Source organism: Gammaproteobacteria bacterium, from assembly GCA_013817245.1.
GTDB lineage: Bacteria > Pseudomonadota > Gammaproteobacteria > HTCC5015 > HTCC5015 > JACDDA01.
The window spans coordinates 285,824-308,417 of record JACDDA010000001.1 but is presented as its reverse complement, the minus strand read 5'-3'; the positions used below and the strand labels follow the sequence as shown (position 1 = coordinate 308,417).

Sequence of the window (22,594 nt, the reverse complement as noted above, 5' to 3'; positions counted from 1 at the left end):
TATTCTTGTCCATCACATGACGAGGATTGCGTGGTAGAAAAAAAACTTAAAACAGGTGACGCAGGCATGATGTTATTCACCGGCAATGCCAACCCTGCTTTAGCATTAGCAGTTGCCCGTGAGTTACGTATTCCCCTTGGTAAAGCCTTGGTCGGTCAATTCAGTGACGGCGAAGTCATGGTCGAAATTGAAGAAAATGTCCGCGGCCAAGACGTTTTTATTATCCAATCTACTTCTAAGCCTACCAATCGCAATTTAATGGAATTGATGATTATGGTAGACGCCCTGCGTCGCTCTTCAGCGGATCGCATCACGGCTGTCATTCCTTATATGGGTTATTCACGCCAAGATCGGCGCGTGCGTTCTTCGCGCGTGGCCATTACCGCTAAAGTGGTGGCCAATATGTTGACCTCCGTAGGTGTGGATCGAGTTTTAACGATAGACCTGCACGCCGAGCAAATTCAAGGTTTCTTCGATATTCCGGTGGATAACGTTTACGGCTCGCCTTTGTTGATCGCTGATATTTGGCGCCAAAAATACCCAAATGTAATGGTGGTATCACCCGATGTCGGCGGTGTGGTGCGCGCGCGCGCCATTGCCAAACAATTAGATGATGCCGATTTAGCGATTATCGATAAACGTCGTCCCAAGGCGAACGTCTCGCAAGTAATGCATATTATTGGTGATGTGGCTGGCCGCAGCTGCGTCATCGTCGACGATATGGTCGATACGGCCGGCACTTTGTGCAAAGCCGCTGATGCTTTAAAAGAACACGGTGCGACCAAAGTGGTTGCTTATGTAACCCATCCCGTTTTATCGGGCGCAGCCTTGGACAATATCCGCAAATCGAGCTTGGATGAGTTAGTGGTCAGCGACACCATTCCGCTGACTGAAGAAGCCAAAGCGTTGCCTACCATTCGGCAGCTAACCGTAGCCAATATGCTGGCTGAAACCATTCGCCGGATCCATCAGGACGAATCGGTCAGCAGCATGTATATGGACTAAGCAGTTAATTTTGTTTTGCCTTATTCTCAGCCGATTTTAGGCTAATCCCACGCTAGTAAGCCCTTCGGGGCGATGTTATCATCGCGCCCCCACTGCCATAGCCGGCAAGGGCTGTTCGTAACTGGTCGCGGTTGCGGACGGACATTCATCCATTATCAGGAGTTCATCATGAGCACAGCATTCATTCTGGATGCCGAGTTGCGTACTGACCAAGGTAAAGGTGCGAGCCGCCGCCTACGTCATGCCAATAAGGTACCTGCCATTATTTATGGCGATAACAAAGAAGCCACCAATATTTCTTTGGTGCAACACGAAGTGCAACATCAATTGCACAATGAATCGTTCTATTCGCACATTCTGACTATTAAAGTTGGCAAAGTGGAAGAACAAGTTATTTTACGTGACCTTCAACGTCATCCGTATCGCGCGTATTTATTGCATTTAGATTTTCAACGCGTCAGTAAAGGCAAAGCTTTGCACGTACATGTACCTTTGCATTTTATTAATGAAGCTAAGAATGAGGCAATCAAACAAGGCGGCGTATTAAATAAAGTACTCTCTGACGTAGAAATTTCTTGCTTACCAAAAGATTTGCCAGAATACATTGAAGTTGACATACAAGGTTTAACTTTAGGTCATTCGATTCATTTAACCGAAGTGAAATTACCGAAAGGCGTTTCTTTGGTTGCGTTGTCGCATGGTGATGTCCATGAACATGACACAGCGGTAGTTACTATTCAAAAGAGTCGTGCAGCGGTAGAAGATGAGCCTGCTGTAGGCGGCGAACCTGCTTAAGTCGTGAGACCAAAGGCCGGTTGAATGGCCCCTCAATTTGCTCAAGTAGAATCTGGATTGCTGTTGGTTGTAGGCCTTGGCAATCCAGGTAGCAAGTATGAAGCAACCCGGCATAACGCCGGGTTTTGGTTTTTAGATACGCTGGCACGCCGTTTAAATGCGACGTTTCGTACTCAAAGTAAATTTCACGGGGAATTTGCCGACGTTGATTACGAAGGCCGTAAATTATTTTTATTAAAACCGACGACCTATATGAATGACAGCGGTCGCGCAGTATCAGCGGTTGCCCAATTTTATAAAGTACCAGCGGCTAATATATTAGTCGCGCATGATGAATTAGATTTACCACCGGGTACCGCCCGTTTAAAAAATAGCGGTGGCCACGGTGGTCATAATGGATTGCGCGATATTATTAGCGCAGTAAACAGTAAAGATTTTTGGCGTTTACGAATTGGCATTGGTCATCCTGGCGATAAAAATTTAGTGTTGGATTATGTGTTGAAAAACGCCAGCAAAGCCGATCAGCAAGCTATTAATCACGCCATGGATAAGGCAGTAGATTTACAAAGCGATATTTTAAGTGGCCGACTTGAACACGCCATGCATCAATTACACAGTTAATATTTTTTTTATTCTTCGCGACCGAGTAATACATTATGGGTTTTAAATGCGGCATTGTAGGCTTACCTAACGTTGGCAAATCCACGTTGTTTAACGCCTTAACTAAAGCAGCCATTCCTGCAGAAAACTATCCGTTTTGTACGATTGATCCGAATGTGGGAATTGTTGCAGTACCTGATCCACGGTTAGATGATTTAGCCGCCATTGTAAAACCTCAAAAAATTTATCCTACCGCGATGGAATTTGTTGATATTGCGGGTTTAGTTGCCGGCGCTTCTAAAGGCGAAGGTTTAGGTAATCAATTTTTATCACATATACGTGAAACTGATGCGATCGCGCATGTGGTACGTTGTTTTATTAATGACGATATTATTCATGTGGCCGGTAAAGTTGATCCTTTGTCAGACATCGAAATTATTAATACCGAATTAATGTTGGCTGACTTAGAAACAGCTGAAAAAAGTTATGACAAAGCCGTGCGCAATGCAAAGTCAGGCGATAAAAAATTAGTCGCGCGTGCAAAATTACTCGAACAATTAAAAGATCATTTAGGTGCCGGTCATCCAGCGCGAACATTAGTAATGGATGAAGAGCAACGTCGCAGCGCGCGCGAGCTCGGCATGATTAGCGCAAAGCCGATGATGTATATCGCTAACGTTAACGACGATGGTTTTGAAAATAATCCTCTATTAGATGCCTTGCGTGCACGCGCAGCAGCGGAAGGCGCCGATGTGGTACCGGTGTGCGCGGCGATTGAAGCGGAAATTGCGTTATTAGATGAAGCAGATAAAGTCGATTTTTTGCGTGACATGGGTTTAACCGAACCTGGATTAAATCGCGTCATTCGCGCGGGTTATCATTTGTTGGGCTTGCAGACTTTTTTCACCGCAGGCGTTAAAGAAGTACGCGCTTGGACGGTTAAACAAGGCGCAACTGCACCACAAGGTGCGGGTTGTATTCATACCGATTTTGAAAAAGGTTTTATTCGCGCTGAAGTAATTGCTTACACGGATTTTATTCAGGGCCGTGGCGAGCAAGGCGCTAAAGATGCAGGTAAATGGCGCTTGGAAGGCAAGGAATACATTATGCAAGAAGGTGATGTGGTTCACTTCCGTTTTAATGTGTAATAAAAATATTGCCTTATAGCATTTGATTTTACGGGCTCACTGCCTTGCAGCCCTGACAATTTTGGGCTATCTTGCGCCTCCTCATAGGCTTGTTGAGATCGTCGACAAGCGCAGTTTTTGGCTACGTAGCTCAGCTGGTTAGAGCACCGCATTCATAATGCGGGGGTCGTTGGTTCAAGTCCAACCGTAGCTACCATTTCCCCCTTTGGTCTTTTTCCGGCTTACTCACCTTGTGTTGCTGTAAGCGCTTGTTTACATTAGCTTGAATCAAAATTGAGCGCGAACGCGACCACCCATGTTAATTATTCCTGTTGAACAACCTTTAGATTCTCATCGTCCGCCTCTGATTACCTTGGCATTAGTGTTGACGTGTTTGCTGGTGTTTATGGCGTGTTTTTTACACGACACTGCGCTGAGCCAAAAAATTCAAACGAGTTATGCGGAAAATAAGTTATTCGCTTATGAGCGAGATGTTTATGTTGATTACCTACAAGATAACCAACGCCCTGAATTAGACGCTATAACGCAAGAAACTAATCTTGATATGCAAACCATCATGCTGCAGCAATTGGCTGCGCAAGATAAAGCGTTTGGCGAATATTTAGTGGATCAGTATTTTTGGAAGCAGTACACCCCTGAAGCTTGGAAAAATGCACGCATACCCTTTAATCGTTTGCATGGCGACTATAGTGTTTTACGTTATGGTTTTGTACCCGCACAGGCGAATGTTACGCGTGCTTTTACCGCGCTGTATGTGCATGCGGATTGGGGGCATGTATTTTTTAATATGGTATTTCTGTTTATTTTTGGTTTTTCTTTAGAAGTCGCGTTAGGCCGCTGGTGGTATTTGGGTTTGTATCATGTAACAGGACTTGCTGGTTGGCTTGTAACCTGGGCAGTAGCAAGCAGTTCTCTTGTTCCGCATGTAGGAGCTTCGGGTGCCGTGTTTGGTTTGTTGGGTATGTATTTAGGTCTATATGGTTTGCGACCCATTAAATTCTTTTTTACTTTAGGTTTTTATAATCAATATTTTAAAGCGCCTGCTGCCTTAATGTTGTTGTATTGGGGCGGTTATGAACTTTATCAATATTTCACTAGCGCCGATCATGTCGCACGGTTTGCACATTTAGGTGGCTTGTTGACAGGTTTTCTTTTGGTATTCGCGGCGCGTCGTATGCAGTGGTTAAAAGTAGACGAAGCTTATGTCGAGCATCAAGAACCGGATAAAGAATATCATCAAGCCTTAGATCGTATTTATCGAGCAATGGAACATTTGGATTTTGAAAAAGCCCGCCATGAATTGCGTGCAGTATTCCGCACTAAACCCAATGATTTTCGTTTGCTACGCTTAGGATTTGATTTGTATAAAAACGAACCCAATTCCGACACCTTGGGAAAAATTGCACAAAAATTATTTTCTTTTAAAACCACGCATCCAGATGATGTCGATATGTTATTGCGCGCACGCATGGATTATGAGCGTATTGTTGGCAAACCAATTGATGATACCGCTGATTTTCAGTTAATTAATGTTTTAATAAAACAAGGCCGTGTAGAAGACGCAGCGATCTTAGTAAAACGTTACGAGACCGAAGCGCGTTATGCGGATAAATTAGGTAGTATTTTTTTACGTATGGGTCAAGCCTGTTTAGCGAATCGTGACACCGTGCAGGCTAAGCTGTATTTAAAGCGAGTAACTAACGACTTTTCAAAAAGCTTATCAGCAGAGCAAGCAGCCGCGTTATTGCGCAGTTTAAATTAATTATTGCAGCGTGCGTTCAAGTCGTTCGGCGGCTTGGCGTATACCACCGTCAATGCCGGGCGTTTTTAATAAATATTTAATGTACGGCTCTGCCTTGTCGGGCAGCGCCCAGTGTTCTACATAAATTCGTGCGGCCGTAAGATAAGCTTCAGCAAGTTTTGGAAAGTCTCTTTGCAATTTAGCTAAGCGCACAATTAAGTTAATCGCCGGTTTGTAATGTCCGCGCGTGTAAAGCGGCTCTATTAGCGCAAAACAAACATTGACGTCGTCGATGTGAAACAATTTGTCAGATGCAATCGTATCTAAAAAAACATCACAGGCTCTGGCGACTTGATTTTTTTCTATGAGCTCGATAATTAATTGACGACTATAATCGTTTAGCTTTTCATGATGAACGTGCGCCATTAAAGCATTGGTGCGGCGTTTAATATCAAAATTATCGGGTTGCTCTATGGCCGCTTTTGCCAGCATCTCAATAGCTTCTGCAAAACGGCCTTCGATTACATAGGCATTCGCGCGCGCGATTAACTGCTGACTTTTTAATTGTTTGTTATAGATTTTTTTAGTGTCTTCTTCTATAGCGCTATAACCTAACGCTAATTGATATTGGTAAATAGCATAACCCGCCATAGCCGACAGCGCGCAGGTTGTTAAACTGAGTGACGCGCTAACAGATACCAATAGGGTTCTTGGGTCGGTTATGGAAAAAAGCGCGATCGGCGTGTACACAATTAAGCTTAATAAGGCGATGCTTAAACCGTATAAAATTAAATAGCCACTGCCCATGTTTTGAATCAATGAATAAATTTCTACTGGATTGATCGCTGATGAGAGATTTTTTTGTGTCGCCAATAACAAAGCGCTTGCGGGAAAAATCGCATACAAAACAATCATCACTACTGTTATTAATAAAACAAATTTTCCTAATAAAGCAATCAGCACGCCGGCGACTACGCCTAATATAATTTGCGCAAAAGCATATTTGGCGAGCAACGCGATACTGTCTATCGAAAAAATATCGAACAATGAAGGCGCTTTGCTTTTACCTTGCGCAACGGCATCTATTATTAAGAAAGCATAGGCCGATAAAGCTATCATCGAGATTAGCATTGAAAATATTAAAAAAGTTTTATTGCTTGCACTAATAAAAACAAGCGCAGTGATCGCAAGGCTTAGGATTAAACAATTAGGCTTAAATGCATAAAAGATAAAGCTATTAATCTTGCTCCAAAAAGGCGTGATATTGTGATGTGCTTGTCGGGCTAAAGGAATGTCGGTGAGTAAACAACGCGCCGGTTCGCCGGAGTCCGCGGCAGGCATGCACTTACTACAATAAAAACGCGCAGATTCATGGCAGGCCCAGTCAGCATATTCGGTGGGGTGAAAAGAGCAACGATGTCCTTGCATAACGCATCCTAACTATTGAATTGAGCTAAGTCGATATTCTGCCACGAAACCCACATCGTACTTTCTGATTTAAATAACGGGTTATCGGTTTTGTGCGGGAACATACTGCCGAACAATTTAATTAATGTAAGCAATGATTTGGGTGGATTTTTAACGCTACGTAAGATGCACCTGGCAGGCATACATGCTACCTTTGCTGCCCTTCGAATGTTGGATTAGAGGTAGCAAACGATGTGGAAACCGCCCCAAAAAATTATGTTTCATCCCCAGCCCGGATATTGGCCGACACGGGAAGAAGCGGCGGCTTCGCGATTGTTTACGCCTATTCAAGTGGGCGCGACCCGTCTTGAGCAACGCACGTGGATTCCTGCGATGGTGCCGTGGCGTTCCAATGAAGAGGGGTATGTCACTGATGAAGTGCTAGCCTGGTATGAGCGTTTTGCGCAAGGACAACCCGGCGCGATTGTGATTGAAGCGACGGGTATTCGTGATGTGCCGAGTGGCCCTTTGTTACGCATTGGTGATGATCGTTTTATCGCAGGTTTACAAGAACTAACACAAACGGTGCAGCGCGCGAGTGCGGGTCAAACAAAATTATTTATTCAAATTATCGATTTCTTAAACATCCGTCGACGTCCCGATGTGGCTAAATATTTTCAGCGGTTTTTAACAATAACCGATGAGCATCGTGAAAAACTCGGCGCGCAAAATTGGCCAGAAGAAAAAATCCGCGAGCATTTAGCGAGTCTTAAAGATGATGCATTGGATACTATATTAAATGAACGTGAATTAGAAAGTTTGCGTATGGGTTATCGCGAACGCGTGACTGATCTTGAATTGCCCCATATCAAGGCGTTGCCCACCGTATTGCCAGATTTGTTTGCCAGCGCAGCAGAACGCGCGCAACGCGCTAATTTTGATGGCGTAGAACTGCATTACGCTCATGCTTATACTATGGCCTCTTTTATTTCAGCAAAAAACACGCGCACAGATGGTTATGGCGGTGTGCGTGAACAACGCGCGCGCCTACCCCTAGAAGTATTTCGCCGTGTTCGTGAACGTGTTGGTAACAATTACACGGTAGGCTGTCGTTTTTTAAGCGATGAAATTATAGACCAAGGCAATCACGTTGAAGATGCGATTTATTTCGGGGTTGAATTTGCCAAAGCTGGTATGGATTTTTTATCTTTATCACGCGGCGGAAAATTTGATGATGCTAAACAACCTAAAGTGGGAAGTGCGGCGTATCCATACACGGGTCCTAGTGGTTATGAATGCATGCCACAAAATATTTCTGATGAATTTGGCCCCTTTGGGCGAAACGTGGAAGCGACCGCAGCGATTCATCACGCAGTGCGCGCCGCGGGTTTAAGGACCCCGATTGTAGTAGCCGGCGGCATTCATAATTTTACGCAAGCAGAAAATTTATTAGCCACGAACCAAGCCGATATCATTGGCTTAGCTCGGCAAGCGATGGCAGATCCTGATTGGTTTATTAAAATTAAAACCGGTTTTGGTCAACAAGTACGTTTATGTGAATATACAAATTATTGCGAAGGCCTAGATCAAAAACATAAACAAGTAACCTGTCAGCTGTGGGATAAAGAAGCCTTAGATGAAAAAGATGTGATGATGTCGAGTGATGGTAGACGGCGCTTAAACGCGCCTGCTTGGAAAAAAAGCGAGTAATGAATATTAGATTTTATTTATTAATTTAACGGAGTATCAACATGCGTAATACTAAAAAATATATTCAATTGGGATTAATAAGTGTGACAGCACTGTTTATTTTAAATGGGTGCAGTCGTTCAGCAAAACCAGAAGCGGCACCTACGCAGAATGAGGCAAGCACTACAGCTGCTCAAAAACCGGCTAAAACAGCTAAAACGGCACGCGGTACGGTTAATGCCGATGGTGGTATAGAAGGCAAAATTACTGCTGGCAGTAAATTTTCTAAAATAAAAATCAATATGACAGATAAAGAAGTGGTTGCTTTGATTGGCCAGCCTACCACGCGCCGCGCTCATCTGACGGGCAAAGCATTTATTCCGTTTCACCGTGGCAATGACACAGCACGGATGATTGTTGCGTACCAAGGTGAAGGTACGATTGTCTATCAAACTGTGCGCTGTGGCTGGCACTGCTCAGTCTTTAAAGTGTACAAAATTATTGTTGATAAAAAAGAAACCGGCGCACCGGATAAAAAATAGCTCAATATTTTATTAATATGAATACCTGGAAATTCAGCGCAGCAAAAGGAATCCTGTATGAGTCTTTATGATATTCCATTGATTACGATAGATGGCGAAGAAGCCACGTTAGCGCCTTACAAAGGCAAACATTTATTGATTGTAAATGTTGCGAGTAAATGTGGTTTTACGCCACAGTATGAAGGCCTAGAAACCTTGTCCCAACAATATAAAAGCAAAGGCTTGGTAGTCTTAGGTTTTCCATGCGATCAATTTGGTCATCAAGAGCCTGGCGAAGAAGCCGAAATAAAAAACTTTTGCACGACGCGCTTTAATGTGAGCTTCCCGATGTTTGCAAAAATTGATGTCAATGGCGAACATGCGCATCCTTTGTATGAGCATTTAAAAAAAGCGAAAAAAGGTATTTTAGGTACTGAATCTATTAAATGGAATTTCACAAAATTTTGGGTAGATGCGCAGGGCGACGTGCGCAAACGTTATGCTCCCAATGATACGCCGGCGAAAATTGCGCAAGATCTTGCAGCAGAAGCCGGTTTTTAATTCGATTTACATTTTTAAGGTTTGCGACCTTGGGGTTTTGGTTTTCTGTTTTGTGGTTTTGCAGAAGTGGTAGTGCGGCGTTGATTGGGCGCAGCAGGTTTTGCCGAGCGCGGTGCTTGTGACGCGGGTTTTTTCGGGCTATTAGGTCTTGCTTGTGAACGTGGTCTGGCTTTATCGCCGGCGGGTGTTTGCGGCACATTGTGATTCGGTTCATAACCATCTACCACTTTGCGTAACAAAGTTTGACGAATTAATTTTTCAATGCTGGATAAATAATCTTTTTCATCGGCGCTAACCAGTGAAAAGGCTTGGCCATCGGCACCTGCACGACCGGTGCGACCGATACGATGCACATAATCTTCGGCTATGTTGGGCAGATCAAAATTAATCACCATGGGTAATTGACTAATATCTAAACCGCGAGCAGCAATATCGGTCGCAACCAATACACGAACTTTACCACTTTTAAAATCGGCTAATGCTTTGGTGCGCGCTGATTGAGTTTTGTTGCCGTGAATTGCGGTGGCTTTAATGCCATCTTTGTTTAATTTTTCGGTTAAATGATTGGCGCCATGTTTGGTTCGCGAAAAAACTAAGATTTGATTCCAACTATTATTAATTAACAAATGACTGAGCAAGGCAGCTTTGCGACTTTTATCAACGGGATGCACCCATTGTGTAACGGTATTGGCCGCAGCATTACGCGGACTGACTTCAATCTCCACTGGATTGTTTAATAAGCCTTGCGTTAAACGACGAATATCATCCGAAAAAGTAGCAGAGAACATTAAATTTTGGCGTTGTTTCGGTAACGCGACGAGGATTTTTTTAATGTCATTGATAAACCCCATGTCTAACATGCGATCAGCTTCGTCTAATACTAAAATCTGCACTTGATTAAGTTTTACTGCATTTTGTTGAAACAAATCTAATAAGCGGCCGGGTGTGGCAACCAACACATCAACGCCGCGCCGTAATTGCATCATTTGCGGATTAATTTTTACACCACCAAAAACCACCATCGAGCGCAGCGGCAAATGTTTACCGTAATATTTAACGCTTTCGCCTACTTGAGCAGCCAATTCGCGTGTCGGTGTTAAAATTAATGCGCGCACTGAATTCGGCGCATGCGCAGCATTGTTTTCACTTAAGCGTTGTAATAACGGCAAAGTAAAACCTGCGGTTTTGCCGGTGCCGGTTTGTGCCGCCGCCATCACATCACGTCCCGCTAATACGGCAGGAATAGCTTTAATTTGAATGGGCGATGGTTCGGTGTAATTTTTTTCGCTGACGGCACGAAGTAAAGGTTCAGATAAACCTAAAGAAGCAAATGTCATGACTGAGATCCTTACCAATAATGAAGTACAGCGGCGCTGAAGCTATAAGATGAAGGCGCGCAGCTTACAGTAAGTGCTTATAACATACGAGAGATACTGCTGATTGGGCCTATCAGAAGGTCATTTTTACGCCAATCGAAGGGAAAAATCCTATGCCTTCGGTAGCTGAAACCGGCACATTTTGGCCAAAACCATCAGGAGTAGCTGACTCCGTGCTATTGCCATTGGATGATAAATAATAGCCATCGACATTGCGTTGACCATACGCGTTTAATAAATCCACAAATAAAGATAATTGATTACGTGGAAAATTAAAATTTCGTTCTAAGCGAATATCTAAACGATGATAAAACGGCAAGCGTTCGGAATTAATCTCGCCGTAGATCGGATCAATTATCGCAGGATTGTTAGCGTTCGTTTGCACATCTACAATCGGTGTATATAAAGTGCCACTTTGCACACTCCATTTAATTCCCAGTAACCAATTAGGATTCCATTGGTAGTTAGCCACTATATTTAAAATAACCGGTTTATCGTAATCAAACGGACGCGTTTCACCTGTGCGTTCATTATGGCGTTCGGTTTTAGCAAGGCTTAACGAAGTCCAGCCATACCAATGTTCGGTAAAGTTTTTGTTCAAGAAAAATTCTACACCGTACGCTTTGCCTGCAGCATCATTGCTATAGTTATTAGCCGCATCAAGATCCGTCGCAGGATCTAAACTTAAGACTAAGTCATAAAGTTTTTTATAATAAATTTCTGATTTCCAACTCCAGCCATCAGAAAAATCATGTTCTAGACCCGCGACATAATGCGTCGCTTTGGGTGAATGTAATTCAGGATTGCCAATCGTCGGTAATATTTCAAATAATTGCGGACGTTGATGATAACGACCGAAGGCGGCAGTGATACGCCAATCATCGGTCATGCGAAATAGGGCGCGCACTCGCGGTTCAGTAATATTTTCTTTTAAGTAATCATCTTGGCTGTAATGTAATCCTGGCGTAATACTTAAGCGTGACGTTATTTGCCATTGGTCTTCAATATATAAATCTACGGTATTAATGGTCAACTGATCGTTTAATGTGTAACGGATCGCGTCTGTGGTTGCGCAATCGGCTACAAAAAAACCGCAAGGTCTAATTTTAGCGTCTAGCGTATAAGCATAATCGGTATTATCAAAACCGCCGCCAATAATGGCTTGATGTTGCGCATTAATAATAAAACCCAGTTCGGTTTTTAAAATGGTACTGTTGGCATCGGTGTTTTGATATTGCGCGCTGCCATAACTAACCGCATATTGCGTATTGATATGACTAAGCGCGGTTTTAAGTTGTGTATGATATTGATCGCTATCCCAATCCCAAATTAAACCTTGGCTATCAAATCCTAATGCAATTTTAGCGAAGCCTAATAAATCGGGATCACGCAACACATCATTAGAATTTTGTTTTAAAGTAGCAGCGACCTCATCGCTAGCACCGGCTAAGACCACGCTAACATTATGTTGGTCGCTAGCCATCCAGCGATATTTAACTTGATAGTCTGTTGAAACGGGCAAGCTATTAACTTTTATACCTTCTTCTTTTTCGAGCTTGTCTTGTTCGCTTTCTGGATAAAATTGGTCAATTAAACTGCGCCGATAAGAAGCATAAAATGCTTGGTTTTCACTGAGCGCACTTTCAATTAAAACGCCGGTGCGTAAAAAACTCCAATCTAAAGTTGCCGTAAAATCCGTTTGTTTTGGATTACGTAACGTTACATCAATCACCGCGCCGGTGGCATTCGCGTATTCATTGCCAAATGCAGCTGGGATTAAATCAAAATCATAAATAACATTTTCATTAAAAATACTGTCGCCAAACATATGGAAAACATAACTAGCCGGAATAAAATCGATCACATAACTATTGTCTTCGGGCGCAGCACCACGCACGGCCGGCGCGCTTTGTGTATCACTCACAAAGGTTACGCCGGGCAAGCTAAAAACCGCGACTAAAGGATCGCCATGGGTGCCCGCCGTTTTTAGTAACTGTTGGGTTTTGGGTGTCATGATCGATAGATCACGTTTTTCGGCAGTGACTTTGATTTCTTCTAAAGAAGTGGGGTTAGTTCCATCATCAGCAAGCACAGAGGTGCTGATGAACACGAGCAAAAGCACAAGAGTTCTAAACATAATTAATCCGCTAATATATTTTGAGCACGAAGTTTAAATGATTTGGATGACATTACGTCCTTGGGTGTTACCAGTTTCGTAATAGGTTTGGGCTGCGCCAATTTGTTCTAAGGGAAACACTTGGTCGACGATGGGGCGTAAGATATTTTTTTCAATGAGTTGCGAAATTTCAGCGAGACGCGAGCCTTCTGCGGCCGCTATTAAAAAGGCGGCTTTTTTGCCAGGACGTAAATGCGTCATAACAATATGCAACATCGTGAAATTATTTGGTACCGTGGTGAGATAGCGACCTTTGGGTTTAAGTTTGGATTTACATTCTGCATAACTGCGTTTTGCGGCGACATCAAAAATTAAATCATACGAACCGGCATAGTGCATAAAGTCGTCAACACTGTAATCCAACACACGATCAGCGCCAAAATCCCGCATCAGTTGTTGATGTTCAGGATGCGCGACCGCCGTAATATTGGCGCCTAGGTGTTTCGCGAGCTGCACGGCATAAATACCAACACCGCCACAGGCACCATTAATAAGTATGTCGTGGCCAGCCAGTGTGCGATGGCTAAATTTGAGTGCTTGCCACGCAGTGAGTGCGCCTAGCGGTACGCTTGCAGCTTGTAGAAAATCTAAATTATGCGGTTTGTGTGCGACTTGTTTAGCGGGCAGCGCCACGTATTCGGCATAACCACCGCCTTGTTTGCCTTGTGATAAAGCATAAACCGCATCACCGGTACGAAAGCCCTGCACATTCTTGCCGACTTCAACCACTTCACCGGCAATGTCGTACCCCAAGATTGAAATCTTCGGATAACGTTTACCCGAAAAAATTTTAATATCGCCGCGCCGAATTTTGACATCAGAAGGATTTACAGAACTGGCGTGAATCTTGATAAGTAATTCATCATCTCCTGCGATAGGCGTAGGAAGATTTTCGAGTACGAAGGCTTCGGGGCCGCCGTAAAATTTAAGCACCATGGCGCGCATTGGTCGAACCTGCAGGTTATCGTGATTAGGTTGCGATGATTTCGCGGTTTTTCCGGTAAGTTGCCAAGGAACTGTTAACCGGGCGCTTACTATAACACGGCATTAAAACGGTTCTAGTGACTTCATTACCTAAAGGAATTAACGAACACTGACATAAAAGTGTCAAGAAGTAGGCGGCGATGCCGCTGTAAAGCGCAAGCTCTGAGGATTAGAGCGATTAGGGAAGCAACATAATAGGAAAGGATGCAGGCTGTGTGGAAAAAATGGCAAAAACCGACAACGAATAAAGCGCACGTGGCGTTAAGTTTCGCTGAGCACGGTTTAATGCTGGCGGTATTGCACGGTGTTCCTGCTACACCTAACAGTAAAACGGCCTGTGAAATTCATCAATTAGCCTGCGAATCGATGGAGTGGGCAGACGTTTTAGCTGCATGGGTTAATAAACAACAATTGCGCGGCGCACGTGTTCACTTGGCGTTGCCGTTTTCAGATTATCAATTACATCAACTTGCCTTACCGAAATTATCACCAATAGAGTTGCGCGCAGCTGCTGGTTGGAAGTTACGTGAATTTTTACCTTTTGCGCTTGATCAAGCAGTGATCGAAGTATTTGAAAGTCCGGGTCGTGTAATTGAAGGCGAGCATCGTTATTTTGCAGCTGTTGCTCATCGTGATGTTATTCAGCTTCGACTGGATGGTTTATTAGCCAGCGGCTTACAACCTGACGTGATTGATGTTGCGGAGTTGGCTTGTCGTCATAGTTTGGTGCAACAACTACAGCAAATAGAAAATGGCCATGAGAATGGTGTGTTAGCTGTCATGTTGAATGCGCATGAAGGTTTGTTGGTGATGATTAAACAAGGACTGTTTCATATTAGCCGTCGTTTAGATTGGGGTCATGCAGATGCTATGCAAGCCGGCAGTGTCGATAACGCCTGGTTAGATCGTCTGGTGTTAGAAGTACAGCGCTCATTAGATTTTTTTGAAGTTAATTTCAAACAAGCACCACCCAAAATTTCCTTATTAGCACCAGCATTAGAAGATGAGCGTTTAACGCAAATGTTGCGCAATTTAAATATGCAATTATTGCCTTTTAATACAGCCACTTTGCCGTTTTCACGTTTGGTTTTGCCAGACAAAATTAATTTAGACACCTGTGTGCTAATGGGTATGGCAACACGTGCGGCGGCTTTAGAAAAAGAGGTGGCCGCATGAAACAGCACATTAATTTTTACCAAGACCAATTTCGCGCACCCATCATTCAGTTATCTGCGCAACATATATTTTTGTTATTGGCGGGAAGTTTATTATTTATTGTTATTACTTCTGCCAGCTTGGCGGCGTTTAATTATTCTAGAAACGCTCACGCACAAGCGTATCAAGAATCTCTGACGGCAATGGAGCACGATGTGCAAACCATGCAAGCCGCCATCCAAACACAAAAAGTAGATGTTTCTATGCAGCGTTCGGTGCGTGCTGCTGAATTGCGTATGGAACGCAAACGTCTGTTGTTAAGTCACATTCAACAACCTATGGAAGAACCACAAGCTCAATTTTCAGTGTTGTTAAAAGGTTTGGCGGAACAAGTGCCAATGGGGTTATGGGTAGATCATTTTTATATTCATAGCAAAGGCAATGAATTATTAATCGAAGGCGCGACCTCCAGTGCAAGTGCTTTGCCACAGTTTTTGGCAGACTTAAGCCGTTCGGTTGGTTTTAATGGTCGTGATTTTCGTACCGTAATGGCGATGCGCGATGAAAAGAATAGCGGCCAACTTAATTTCGTTTTAGCTACTGAAACGATTAAAGATGAAGAATTAAAAATGATCGCTTGGATTAAGGAGAATAAGACGAAATGAACTTATTCAGAAGCTTATCCGGACGTAAAAAATACACCGAATACACGCATAAAATCAACGCGTTGAGTTTTAGAGAGCGACTGATTATCGCGGTAAGCGGAGCATTGATTGTATTGTTTCTGTGGGATCAGGCTTTATTGTCAGATCAACTTCAAGCACGCAAAAATAATGCAGCAAAAATTGCTGACATTGAGAATAAATTAAAACAACAAATAGTTCTGCAAACCGCACTACGAGAAAAACTTGCACAAGATCCCACGGCGCGTGAACGTCAACATCTAGCGCAATTAGAAATTGAAATGCAGCGCATAGATAAAGAATTGGAAAGCAAAGCTTTGTCATTTGTGTCGTCGCAACAAATGGTTAAAGCACTGCGAGATATGCTCCAAGCTCAAAACAGTTTAAGTCTACTAAGAATAGAATTAAAAAAATCTTTACCCGTGTTTTTAACTGACAACCAAGCCATCAATATCACCACGGTCGGCGACACTCCGCCAGCGGATAAGCCAACGTTGCCTAATGTGTATCGGCATCGTTTTGAATTAGAAGTTGAAGGTAGTTATTTAGATATGCTGGCCTATGTTCAGCAATTAGAAAAAATGAGTTGGCATATTCGTTGGCAAGCGGTAGACATCCGCACCAAAGATTATCCGCGTGCCATCATGCGGTTAGAGTTAGAAACGATGAGTCTTACGGAGGGATGGATAGGTGTATAAATCATTTTTCATGATTGTCGCGGCAGTTTTATGTTTTGGTTTTGGCTATGGTTACGGCTGCTTAGCGTATGCGGTAGAGGGTTTGCGTGATCCACTACGTCCTGCACAAGCGGTTAGCGCTAGCAATCATGTTGTGCGTAGTGGTGAAGTGCAATCACCATGGCGCTTACAGTCTATTTTTATTTCGCCAGAACGGCGAATCGCTATTTTGAATGAAAAACTAGTTAGCGTTGGCGATCGTGTTGCCGGTGCAGAAGTCATGGCAATTGAAGCTAATAAAGTAGTATTGCAAAGCGCAGGTTCGCGCTTCGCAGTTAATATGCATACTAAAATATTGAAAGAAGAGCAAAAGGATATGCCGCGATGAAACACTATTTTGTGTTTAAAATTTTAATAGTAGCGCTGACTATATTTTTAGCAGCTTGTAATTCAACGCCTAAAAAATCCGATGAGCAAAACACTAAAGCTAAAAAACGCGGACCAGAAGCTTATATTGCCGAAGCTTTAACAGTTGATAAAAAAGTGGATAGCGAAATTCCGGGCGCGCCACCCGCTGCTGTTCAAGACGCTATGTTGCCGGGGTATGTGGTGAGCGATAGCAATAAAACGGCTGGCATTAAAAAGCTAGAACAAGAACGTTTTGATATTAATGTAGCAAAACTTCCCGCAAAAACATTTTTTATGAGTTTAATCCAAGATTCATCTATTAATATGATCGTGCATCCCGATGTAGTGGGTGTGATTACGTTGGATCTAAAGCGCATTAGCATTCCAGAGTTAATGGAAATTGTACGAGAAGTCTATGGATATGAATATGAGCGTCAAGGTAATAGTTATATGGTGTTGCCCGCTCGTCTACAATCAAAAATATTTTATGTGAATTATTTAAATATAGATCGACGCGGCGAATCGAATATGCGCGTGACCTCAGGACAATTAGCCGATACTAATAACAACGGCAGTAGTAATAACTCAAGTAACCGAAACGACAGCAGCAGTGCGCAAGCTTTTGAATCAACAAAATTAAGAACCGAAAATAAAATGGATTTCTGGGGTAATTTAGAAGCTAGCTTGCGTTCTATCATTGGAGAATCAGCAGGTCGCAGTGTGGTGACAAATGCACAAGCCGGTTTAGTGGTCGTGCGCGCCTTGCCTGCTGAGTTGCGTGACGTGGGTCGTTTTTTAGCGACCGCCAATACTTCATTGCATAGACAAGTTATTTTAGAAGCAAAAATAATTGAAGTCGAATTAAGTGAGACGCATCAAGCGGGCATTAACTGGGTCGCTTTAAATCAAAGTGGTTCAACTAATAGAACCGCAAGTCAAATTGAATTAGTTAATGGCAATTCAGAGTTTTATGACAACAGCTTGGCGAGCACTTTGCCTGGGGCATTAGGCTCTGACATCATCAAAGGCTTTGGTAATGTGTTTACATATGCAGTAACGGGCAATGATTTTGAAGTAATACTGCGTTTGTTAGATACGCAAGGCACTGCCAATGTCTTGTCGAGTCCGCGCATTTCTACGGTTAATAATCAAAAAGCAGTTATTAAAGTGGGCTCGGATGAATATTTTGTCACTGAAGTTAAATCTACGACCACAACCGGTACCAGCACAACGACTACACCAGAAATTACATTAACGCCATTTTTCTCAGGCATTGCTTTAGATGTCACGCCACAAATTGATGAAAATGGTGATGTGATATTGCATGTGCATCCTTCTGTAAGCGAAGTAAAAGATCAGATAAAACAAATTACTTTAGCTAATCAGACACAAGTTTTACCTCTGGCTTTTAGTACGGTTAGAGAATCAGATTCAATTATCAAAGCTAAAAATCAGCAAATCGTAGTCATAGGCGGTTTGATGAAAGATTACACGATTAAAAATGAAGGTGGTTTGCCATTTCTAAAAGATTTACCTTTGATAGGTCATTTATTTAAACATACGCAATCGATCAAAAAACGTAATGAATTGGTAATACTGCTCAAGCCCACTGTAATCGATGATGGAGCCAATGAAGTTTGGGATAATGATAGAGAACAAGTCAAACAACGCATTAGTAATTTCCGTTAACGGCTGATAGTCATGTACGAAAATTATTTTGGCTTAAAAGAAAAACCATTTTCCTTGTCGCCTGACACGCAATACTTTTTTTGTCACGAAGGGCAGCAACAAGCCTTAAATACGTTGTTAATTGCCTTAGAAAGCGGCGAAGGATTTGTCAAAGTCGTAGGCGAAGTTGGCACGGGTAAAACCTTATTGTGTCGCGAATTATTAAACAGATTAGACACACAGCGTTTTTACACCGCGTATGTTCCCAATCCCTATTTAAGCCCCAGTGGATTGCGCATGGCTATAGGTGCAGAGTTAGGAATTTCTAGCAATAAACTGCAGGACCATAATCGTTTAGTTAATCATATTTACGAACGGTTGATTGAATTAAGTACGTCTGGAAAACAAGTCGTGTTGTGTTTGGACGAAGTGCAAGCCATGCCCGATAAAACCTTAGAAGCATTACGTCTGTTAACTAATTTAGAAACCGAGAAGCGTAAATTATTACAAGTTGTTTTATTCGGTCAGCCGGAGTTAGATAAAAAGTTAAACGAACCACATATTCGACAATTACGTCAACGTATTGTTTATTCAGTGCATTTAGGCGCTTTAGATATTCAACGGGTCGCAGGTTACGTGCGCCATCGTCTGAGTGTCGCGGGATATAAAGGAGAATTTTTATTCTCTAGACCCGCAGTAAATCAATTATATAGAGCCAGTCGCGGTGTGCCACGCTTAATTAATATTTTATGCGGAAAATCAATGTTGGTAGCTTATGGTAAAGGTGACTCGGTTATTTCCCCGCAGCATGTTAGCGCAGCCGCAGAAGATACCGAAGGTTTAGATCCTATTTCTTTTTTAGAATGGCATGGCGTTGATGTGGTAATAATATTAAGTTTATGTTGTTTTGCTTTAGCAGTAGCGTCTTGGTGGATGAGTCTGCAATGAGCATTATTAATCAAATGTTAAAAGATTTAGAGCGTCGTCAAAAACGTGAAACGTCTACGTTGACTTATGCCACTCGCAGCGATTGGCGCCAACATTTAAATGGGCGTTTTAATTGGCAAGCGGCCAAATGGTTGGTGCTAATTCTTAGCAGCACGGCGTCCGTAGCGTTATTAGCGTCAGTATTAGCGCCTAAAGCAGATTATTTTTATAAACCAGAATTTATAAAATCGGTGCAGACACCGGTTTTGAGTAAAACAGAATTATTGCCAGCTAATGAAGTGCATATCACGCCGAATATAGCGCTGAATATTGTCTGGATGAACACTGAACAAGGTTTACGTTTAACGCTAGAGTCCGAAAAAGTCATTGCGGCCGATAAATTTTCGATGCTACAAAATGACAACATGCTGATAATTAAAGTGCAGCAAGCAGAATTTAATGCGGCTGCGGCTGCGGCTGCGTCTGCTGCTTTAATAAAAAATCCTCTGCTGGCTGTTCAGCTTGAACAAAATGCAGATGAAGTAATCATTAAAATTCAACACCGCGCAGCTATACAAACGCAAAAATTATTGCTGCCTGCTAGTGATGTGTATGGTTTTCGCTGGATTTTAGATGTGCAAACATTGAATGACGCGCAAGTTGTACAATCCGCTGGAAAAACGATTGCGATCTCCGAAAGCCAAAAGCTTGCTCGCACGGAGGGCGTTAAACGTAATTTTAATAAACCTAGCTATAAAGAACTTAATGAACAGGGATTAAACGCATTAGTGAGTCGAGACGGTTTTAGCGCAATTGATTTGTATCAACAAAGTTTAAGTCTACAAGCCGATCAGACCGATATTCGAATTCAATTAGCGGCTTTGTATTTAGATTATGGTAAAGCAAACGAGGCTTTTACAGTTGTTGAGCAAGGTTTGGCGTTAGCGCCTAGTCACACACGGTTGAATCATTTATATGCACGTTTATTAATTGATCGTAATGAGATTGCGCGCGCGGTCGATGTTTTAGAAGCCGCTAAGCCTTATGTAAAAAATGATCCAGAATTTTTTGCTTTATTAGGCGCAGCTTATCAACGTTTGCAACGTCCTACAGAATCGGTTGCTTATTACCAACAAGCTTTAAGTGATGCACCTGCGCAAGCCGCGTGGTGGTTAGGTTTAGCGATTGGTTTAGAGCAAATAGCGGATCCTAAAAATGCCAAACAAGCTTATGAAAAAGCGCAGCAATATGGCGGCTTAAATATTGCCGCACAACATTATGTCGTTGAAAGACTCGCGGCGCTGAGTCAATAGAGGTGTGAGATGCAAGTAGGGACGCAATCAACAGACGTTAGAAAAAAAATTCGAATTGGGGATTTGCTGGTACAAAATGCCATCATTAGCCAAGAGCAGCTTGAGTTAGCATTAAAAGAACAAAAAAAGTTTGGCCGAAAATTAGGCAACACCTTAATTGACTTGGGTTATGTCGAAGAAGAAGCATTTTTGCAGTTTTTATCTAAACAGTTAGGCGTGGCTTTAATTGATTTAAAACATTATGAATTTGATCCAGAGATAGTTAAAAAAATTCCGGAGACAATAGCGAGGCGTTATCGAGCTTTAGTATTAAAAGCAGAAAACGGTCGTTTTGTGGTCGGCATGGCAGATCCTACCGATTTATATGCATATGACGAAATTGTTAAATCGTTAGGCCAACAAGCGGAAATCGCTTTAATCCGCGAAGCGGATTTATTAGTCACGTTTGATATGGTGTATCGCCGCACCAGTGAGATTAGCAGCTTAGCGAAAGAATTAGGCCGAGAATTATCCGACGGCGATTTTGATTTAACTCAATTATTAGAATCATCGTCCGATGATGATGCACCTGTAGCGAAACTTTTAAAATCTATTTTTGAAGATGCAGTACAAATGAATGCATCCGATATTCATATTGAACCCGACGAGCGCGTCCTGCGAATTCGTCAGCGTGTTGATGGTGTTTTATATGAGCAAGTGATGGATCAAATTCGAATTTCATCTGCGGTAGTTTTGCGTTTGAAAATCATGGGTGGCTTAGATATTTCAGAAAAACGCATTCCACAAGATGGACGTTTTCATATTCGCGTTAAGCAACGTAACATTGATGTGCGTTTATCGACTATGCCAGTGCAATACGGCGAATCAGTGGTGATGCGCTTGTTGGATCAAAGCAATGATTTATTAGGTTTAGAATCGTTGGGCATGGAATCTGATTTAGTCGCACACTTTCGCACCGTTATGCATCGACCACATGGTTTGATTTTAGTGACAGGTCCTACGGGTTCAGGAAAAACCACCACGCTGTATGCTGCATTACAGGAATTAAACCAGCCGGGTAAAAAAATTATTACGGCTGAAGATCCTGTCGAATATCGCATGTCGCGCATTAATCAAGTCCAAGTAAAACATAAAATAGGCTTAGGATTCGTCGAAATATTACGCGCTGCTTTGCGTCAAGATCCCGATATCATTTTGATTGGTGAAATGCGTGATCAAGAAACCGTTGATATTGGTTTACGTGCCGCTATGACTGGCCACTTAGTCATGTCGACGTTGCATACCAATGATGCAGTCAGCACGATTGATCGTTTATTAGACATGGGTGCCCCCGGATTTTTAGTAGCGTCTTCTTTGCAAGCGATTGTTGCACAGCGTTTGGTGCGGCGAGTGTGTCAGTCATGCGGTGAAAAACGAGCCTTTAATCCGCGTGAAAAAGTTTGGTTAGATGCCACGATGAAAGGAAAAGTAAATTTTGACACTGTTAAGCAAGGTAAAGGTTGTGCGCATTGTAATCACACTGGTTACAAAGGGCGCGTAGGTGTGTATGAATTTTTAGAACCGGACACCGCTATGTTAAATGCATTGCGTGCCGATGATTCGGTGGCATTTTCACAAGCCGCTAAACACCACAAAACGTTTGTGCCTATGCATCAACGCGCATTAAAGCTTATAGAGTCAGGTTTAACCACGGTCGAAGAATTAATGCGCATCAGTGTGGAGCGTATTGAAGATGAGCTTTAAGCAGGGTTGCTAGGAAT

The 22,594-nt window shown here is 42.7% G+C and carries 20 protein-coding genes and 1 tRNA gene; 17 read left to right on the top strand and 4 right to left on the bottom strand.

What is annotated here, in order from left to right; translation table 11 throughout:
- The first annotated feature begins 66 nt into the window (after window positions 1-66).
- The 6 genes from H0W44_01545 (at window position 67) to H0W44_01520 (ending at window position 5,310) form a co-directional block, all read left to right on the top strand.
- Window positions 67-1,005 (top strand): ribose-phosphate diphosphokinase, encoded by a 939-nt coding sequence (locus H0W44_01545; GenBank protein MBA3581115.1) that lies wholly within the window; start codon window positions 67-69, stop codon window positions 1,003-1,005.
- Window positions 1,006-1,173: 168 nt separating this feature from the next.
- Entirely contained in the window at window positions 1,174-1,800 is a 627-nt protein-coding gene (locus H0W44_01540) for a 50S ribosomal protein L25/general stress protein Ctc (GenBank protein MBA3581114.1), read from the top strand.
- A gap of 24 nt (window positions 1,801-1,824) precedes the next feature.
- Window positions 1,825-2,421 carry an aminoacyl-tRNA hydrolase gene (pth, locus tag H0W44_01535; protein ID MBA3581113.1) on the top strand — a complete coding sequence of 199 codons (597 nt, stop codon included), beginning with the start codon at window positions 1,825-1,827 and terminating at the stop codon, window positions 2,419-2,421.
- A gap of 35 nt (window positions 2,422-2,456) precedes the next feature.
- Window positions 2,457-3,548: a redox-regulated ATPase YchF gene (gene ychF, locus H0W44_01530; protein ID MBA3581112.1), complete on the top strand. Its 1,092-nt coding sequence runs from the start codon at window positions 2,457-2,459 to the stop codon at window positions 3,546-3,548.
- A 119-nt stretch (window positions 3,549-3,667) separates the two neighbouring features.
- A tRNA-Met gene (locus tag H0W44_01525) sits at window positions 3,668-3,744 on the top strand.
- A 99-nt stretch (window positions 3,745-3,843) separates the two neighbouring features.
- On the top strand, window positions 3,844-5,310 hold the full coding sequence (locus H0W44_01520) for a rhomboid family intramembrane serine protease (protein ID MBA3581111.1): 1,467 nt from the start codon (window positions 3,844-3,846) through the stop codon (window positions 5,308-5,310).
- Here H0W44_01520 and H0W44_01515 read toward each other — a convergent pair whose 3' ends face one another.
- On the bottom strand, window positions 5,311-6,408 hold the full coding sequence (locus H0W44_01515) for a DUF4013 domain-containing protein (protein MBA3581110.1): 1,098 nt from the start codon (window positions 6,406-6,408) through the stop codon (window positions 5,311-5,313).
- A 540-nt stretch (window positions 6,409-6,948) separates the two neighbouring features.
- Between H0W44_01515 and H0W44_01510 the strand changes: the two genes are divergently transcribed.
- The 3 genes from H0W44_01510 to H0W44_01500 are packed head-to-tail and all read left to right on the top strand — an operon-like array spanning window position 6,949 to window position 9,467.
- Window positions 6,949-8,406, top strand: coding sequence for an NADH:flavin oxidoreductase (locus tag H0W44_01510; GenBank protein MBA3581109.1), 1,458 nt, complete (start codon window positions 6,949-6,951; stop codon window positions 8,404-8,406).
- 41 nt (window positions 8,407-8,447) lie between these two features.
- Window positions 8,448-8,927: a hypothetical protein gene (locus tag H0W44_01505; protein MBA3581108.1), complete on the top strand. Its 480-nt coding sequence runs from the start codon at window positions 8,448-8,450 to the stop codon at window positions 8,925-8,927.
- A gap of 57 nt (window positions 8,928-8,984) precedes the next feature.
- The gene (locus H0W44_01500) at window positions 8,985-9,467 is read left to right on the top strand and encodes a glutathione peroxidase (GenBank protein MBA3581107.1); all 483 of its coding nucleotides are present in this window, start codon (window positions 8,985-8,987) and stop codon (window positions 9,465-9,467) included.
- Between the two features lie 14 nt (window positions 9,468-9,481).
- On the opposite strand, the gene H0W44_01495 is transcribed toward H0W44_01500, so the two are convergent.
- The 3 genes from H0W44_01495 to H0W44_01485 all read right to left on the bottom strand — a co-directional run bounded on the left by H0W44_01495 (window position 9,482) and on the right by H0W44_01485 (window position 13,964).
- Complete coding sequence (locus tag H0W44_01495) at window positions 9,482-10,804, bottom strand: DEAD/DEAH box helicase (GenBank protein MBA3581106.1); 1,323 nt, start codon at window positions 10,802-10,804, stop codon at window positions 9,482-9,484.
- Between the two features lie 112 nt (window positions 10,805-10,916).
- Window positions 10,917-12,980 carry a TonB-dependent receptor gene (locus tag H0W44_01490; GenBank protein MBA3581105.1) on the bottom strand — a complete coding sequence of 688 codons (2,064 nt, stop codon included), beginning with the start codon at window positions 12,978-12,980 and terminating at the stop codon, window positions 10,917-10,919.
- Between the two features lie 33 nt (window positions 12,981-13,013).
- Window positions 13,014-13,964 carry an NAD(P)-dependent alcohol dehydrogenase gene (locus H0W44_01485; GenBank protein MBA3581104.1) on the bottom strand — a complete coding sequence of 317 codons (951 nt, stop codon included), beginning with the start codon at window positions 13,962-13,964 and terminating at the stop codon, window positions 13,014-13,016.
- Between the two features lie 252 nt (window positions 13,965-14,216).
- On the opposite strand from H0W44_01485, the gene pilM reads away from it, so the two are divergent.
- From pilM to tadA, 8 genes are read left to right on the top strand one after another with little or no spacing between them, the layout of a single operon-like run.
- Window positions 14,217-15,179 carry a pilus assembly protein PilM gene (pilM, locus tag H0W44_01480; protein MBA3581103.1) on the top strand — a complete coding sequence of 321 codons (963 nt, stop codon included), beginning with the start codon at window positions 14,217-14,219 and terminating at the stop codon, window positions 15,177-15,179.
- Entirely contained in the window at window positions 15,176-15,823 is a 648-nt protein-coding gene (locus H0W44_01475; GenBank protein ID MBA3581102.1) for a PilN domain-containing protein, read from the top strand. Before pilM ends, H0W44_01475 begins: the two co-directional genes overlap by 4 nt.
- A complete protein-coding gene (locus H0W44_01470) occupies window positions 15,820-16,539 on the top strand; it encodes a hypothetical protein (protein ID MBA3581101.1) in 720 nt (239 codons plus the stop codon). Before H0W44_01475 ends, H0W44_01470 begins: the two co-directional genes overlap by 4 nt.
- Window positions 16,532-16,906 (top strand): hypothetical protein, encoded by a 375-nt coding sequence (locus H0W44_01465; GenBank protein ID MBA3581100.1) that lies wholly within the window; start codon window positions 16,532-16,534, stop codon window positions 16,904-16,906. The genes H0W44_01470 and H0W44_01465 overlap by 8 nt, the downstream gene beginning before the upstream one ends.
- Window positions 16,903-18,615, top strand: a complete 1,713-nt coding sequence (gene mshL / locus H0W44_01460) for a pilus (MSHA type) biogenesis protein MshL (protein ID MBA3581099.1) — start codon at window positions 16,903-16,905, stop codon at window positions 18,613-18,615. The genes H0W44_01465 and mshL overlap by 4 nt, the downstream gene beginning before the upstream one ends.
- Window positions 18,616-18,627: 12 nt before the next feature.
- Window positions 18,628-19,542, top strand: coding sequence for an AAA family ATPase (locus H0W44_01455; protein ID MBA3581098.1), 915 nt, complete (start codon window positions 18,628-18,630; stop codon window positions 19,540-19,542).
- Window positions 19,539-20,834 (top strand): tetratricopeptide repeat protein, encoded by a 1,296-nt coding sequence (locus H0W44_01450; protein ID MBA3581097.1) that lies wholly within the window; start codon window positions 19,539-19,541, stop codon window positions 20,832-20,834. Before H0W44_01455 ends, H0W44_01450 begins: the two co-directional genes overlap by 4 nt.
- 9 nt (window positions 20,835-20,843) lie before the next feature.
- Entirely contained in the window at window positions 20,844-22,577 is a 1,734-nt protein-coding gene (gene tadA / locus H0W44_01445) for a Flp pilus assembly complex ATPase component TadA (protein ID MBA3581096.1), read from the top strand.
- The last annotated feature ends 17 nt before the right edge of the window (window positions 22,578-22,594 follow it).

Excerpts from the sequence above, each read along its gene's own strand:
- H0W44_01545 (MBA3581115.1), top strand. The coding sequence starts at position 67 with ATGATGTTATTCACCGGCAATGCCAACCCTGCTTTAGCATTAGCAGTT.
- H0W44_01540 (MBA3581114.1), top strand. The coding sequence starts at position 1,174 with ATGAGCACAGCATTCATTCTGGATGCCGAGTTGCGTACTGACCAAGGT.
- pth (MBA3581113.1), top strand. The coding sequence starts at position 1,825 with ATGGCCCCTCAATTTGCTCAAGTAGAATCTGGATTGCTGTTGGTTGTA.
- ychF (MBA3581112.1), top strand. The coding sequence starts at position 2,457 with ATGGGTTTTAAATGCGGCATTGTAGGCTTACCTAACGTTGGCAAATCC.
- H0W44_01520 (MBA3581111.1), top strand. The coding sequence starts at position 3,844 with ATGTTAATTATTCCTGTTGAACAACCTTTAGATTCTCATCGTCCGCCT.
- H0W44_01515 (MBA3581110.1), bottom strand. The coding sequence starts at position 6,408 with ATGATAGCTTTATCGGCCTATGCTTTCTTAATAATAGATGCCGTTGCG.
- H0W44_01510 (MBA3581109.1), top strand. The coding sequence starts at position 6,949 with ATGTGGAAACCGCCCCAAAAAATTATGTTTCATCCCCAGCCCGGATAT.
- H0W44_01505 (MBA3581108.1), top strand. The coding sequence starts at position 8,448 with ATGCGTAATACTAAAAAATATATTCAATTGGGATTAATAAGTGTGACA.
- H0W44_01500 (MBA3581107.1), top strand. The coding sequence starts at position 8,985 with ATGAGTCTTTATGATATTCCATTGATTACGATAGATGGCGAAGAAGCC.
- H0W44_01495 (MBA3581106.1), bottom strand. The coding sequence starts at position 10,804 with ATGACATTTGCTTCTTTAGGTTTATCTGAACCTTTACTTCGTGCCGTC.
- H0W44_01490 (MBA3581105.1), bottom strand. The coding sequence starts at position 12,980 with ATGTTTAGAACTCTTGTGCTTTTGCTCGTGTTCATCAGCACCTCTGTG.
- H0W44_01485 (MBA3581104.1), bottom strand. The coding sequence starts at position 13,964 with ATGCGCGCCATGGTGCTTAAATTTTACGGCGGCCCCGAAGCCTTCGTA.
- H0W44_01475 (MBA3581102.1), top strand. The coding sequence starts at position 15,176 with ATGAAACAGCACATTAATTTTTACCAAGACCAATTTCGCGCACCCATC.
- H0W44_01470 (MBA3581101.1), top strand. The coding sequence starts at position 15,820 with ATGAACTTATTCAGAAGCTTATCCGGACGTAAAAAATACACCGAATAC.
- mshL (MBA3581099.1), top strand. The coding sequence starts at position 16,903 with ATGAAACACTATTTTGTGTTTAAAATTTTAATAGTAGCGCTGACTATA.
- H0W44_01455 (MBA3581098.1), top strand. The coding sequence starts at position 18,628 with ATGTACGAAAATTATTTTGGCTTAAAAGAAAAACCATTTTCCTTGTCG.
- H0W44_01450 (MBA3581097.1), top strand. The coding sequence starts at position 19,539 with ATGAGCATTATTAATCAAATGTTAAAAGATTTAGAGCGTCGTCAAAAA.
- tadA (MBA3581096.1), top strand. The coding sequence starts at position 20,844 with ATGCAAGTAGGGACGCAATCAACAGACGTTAGAAAAAAAATTCGAATT.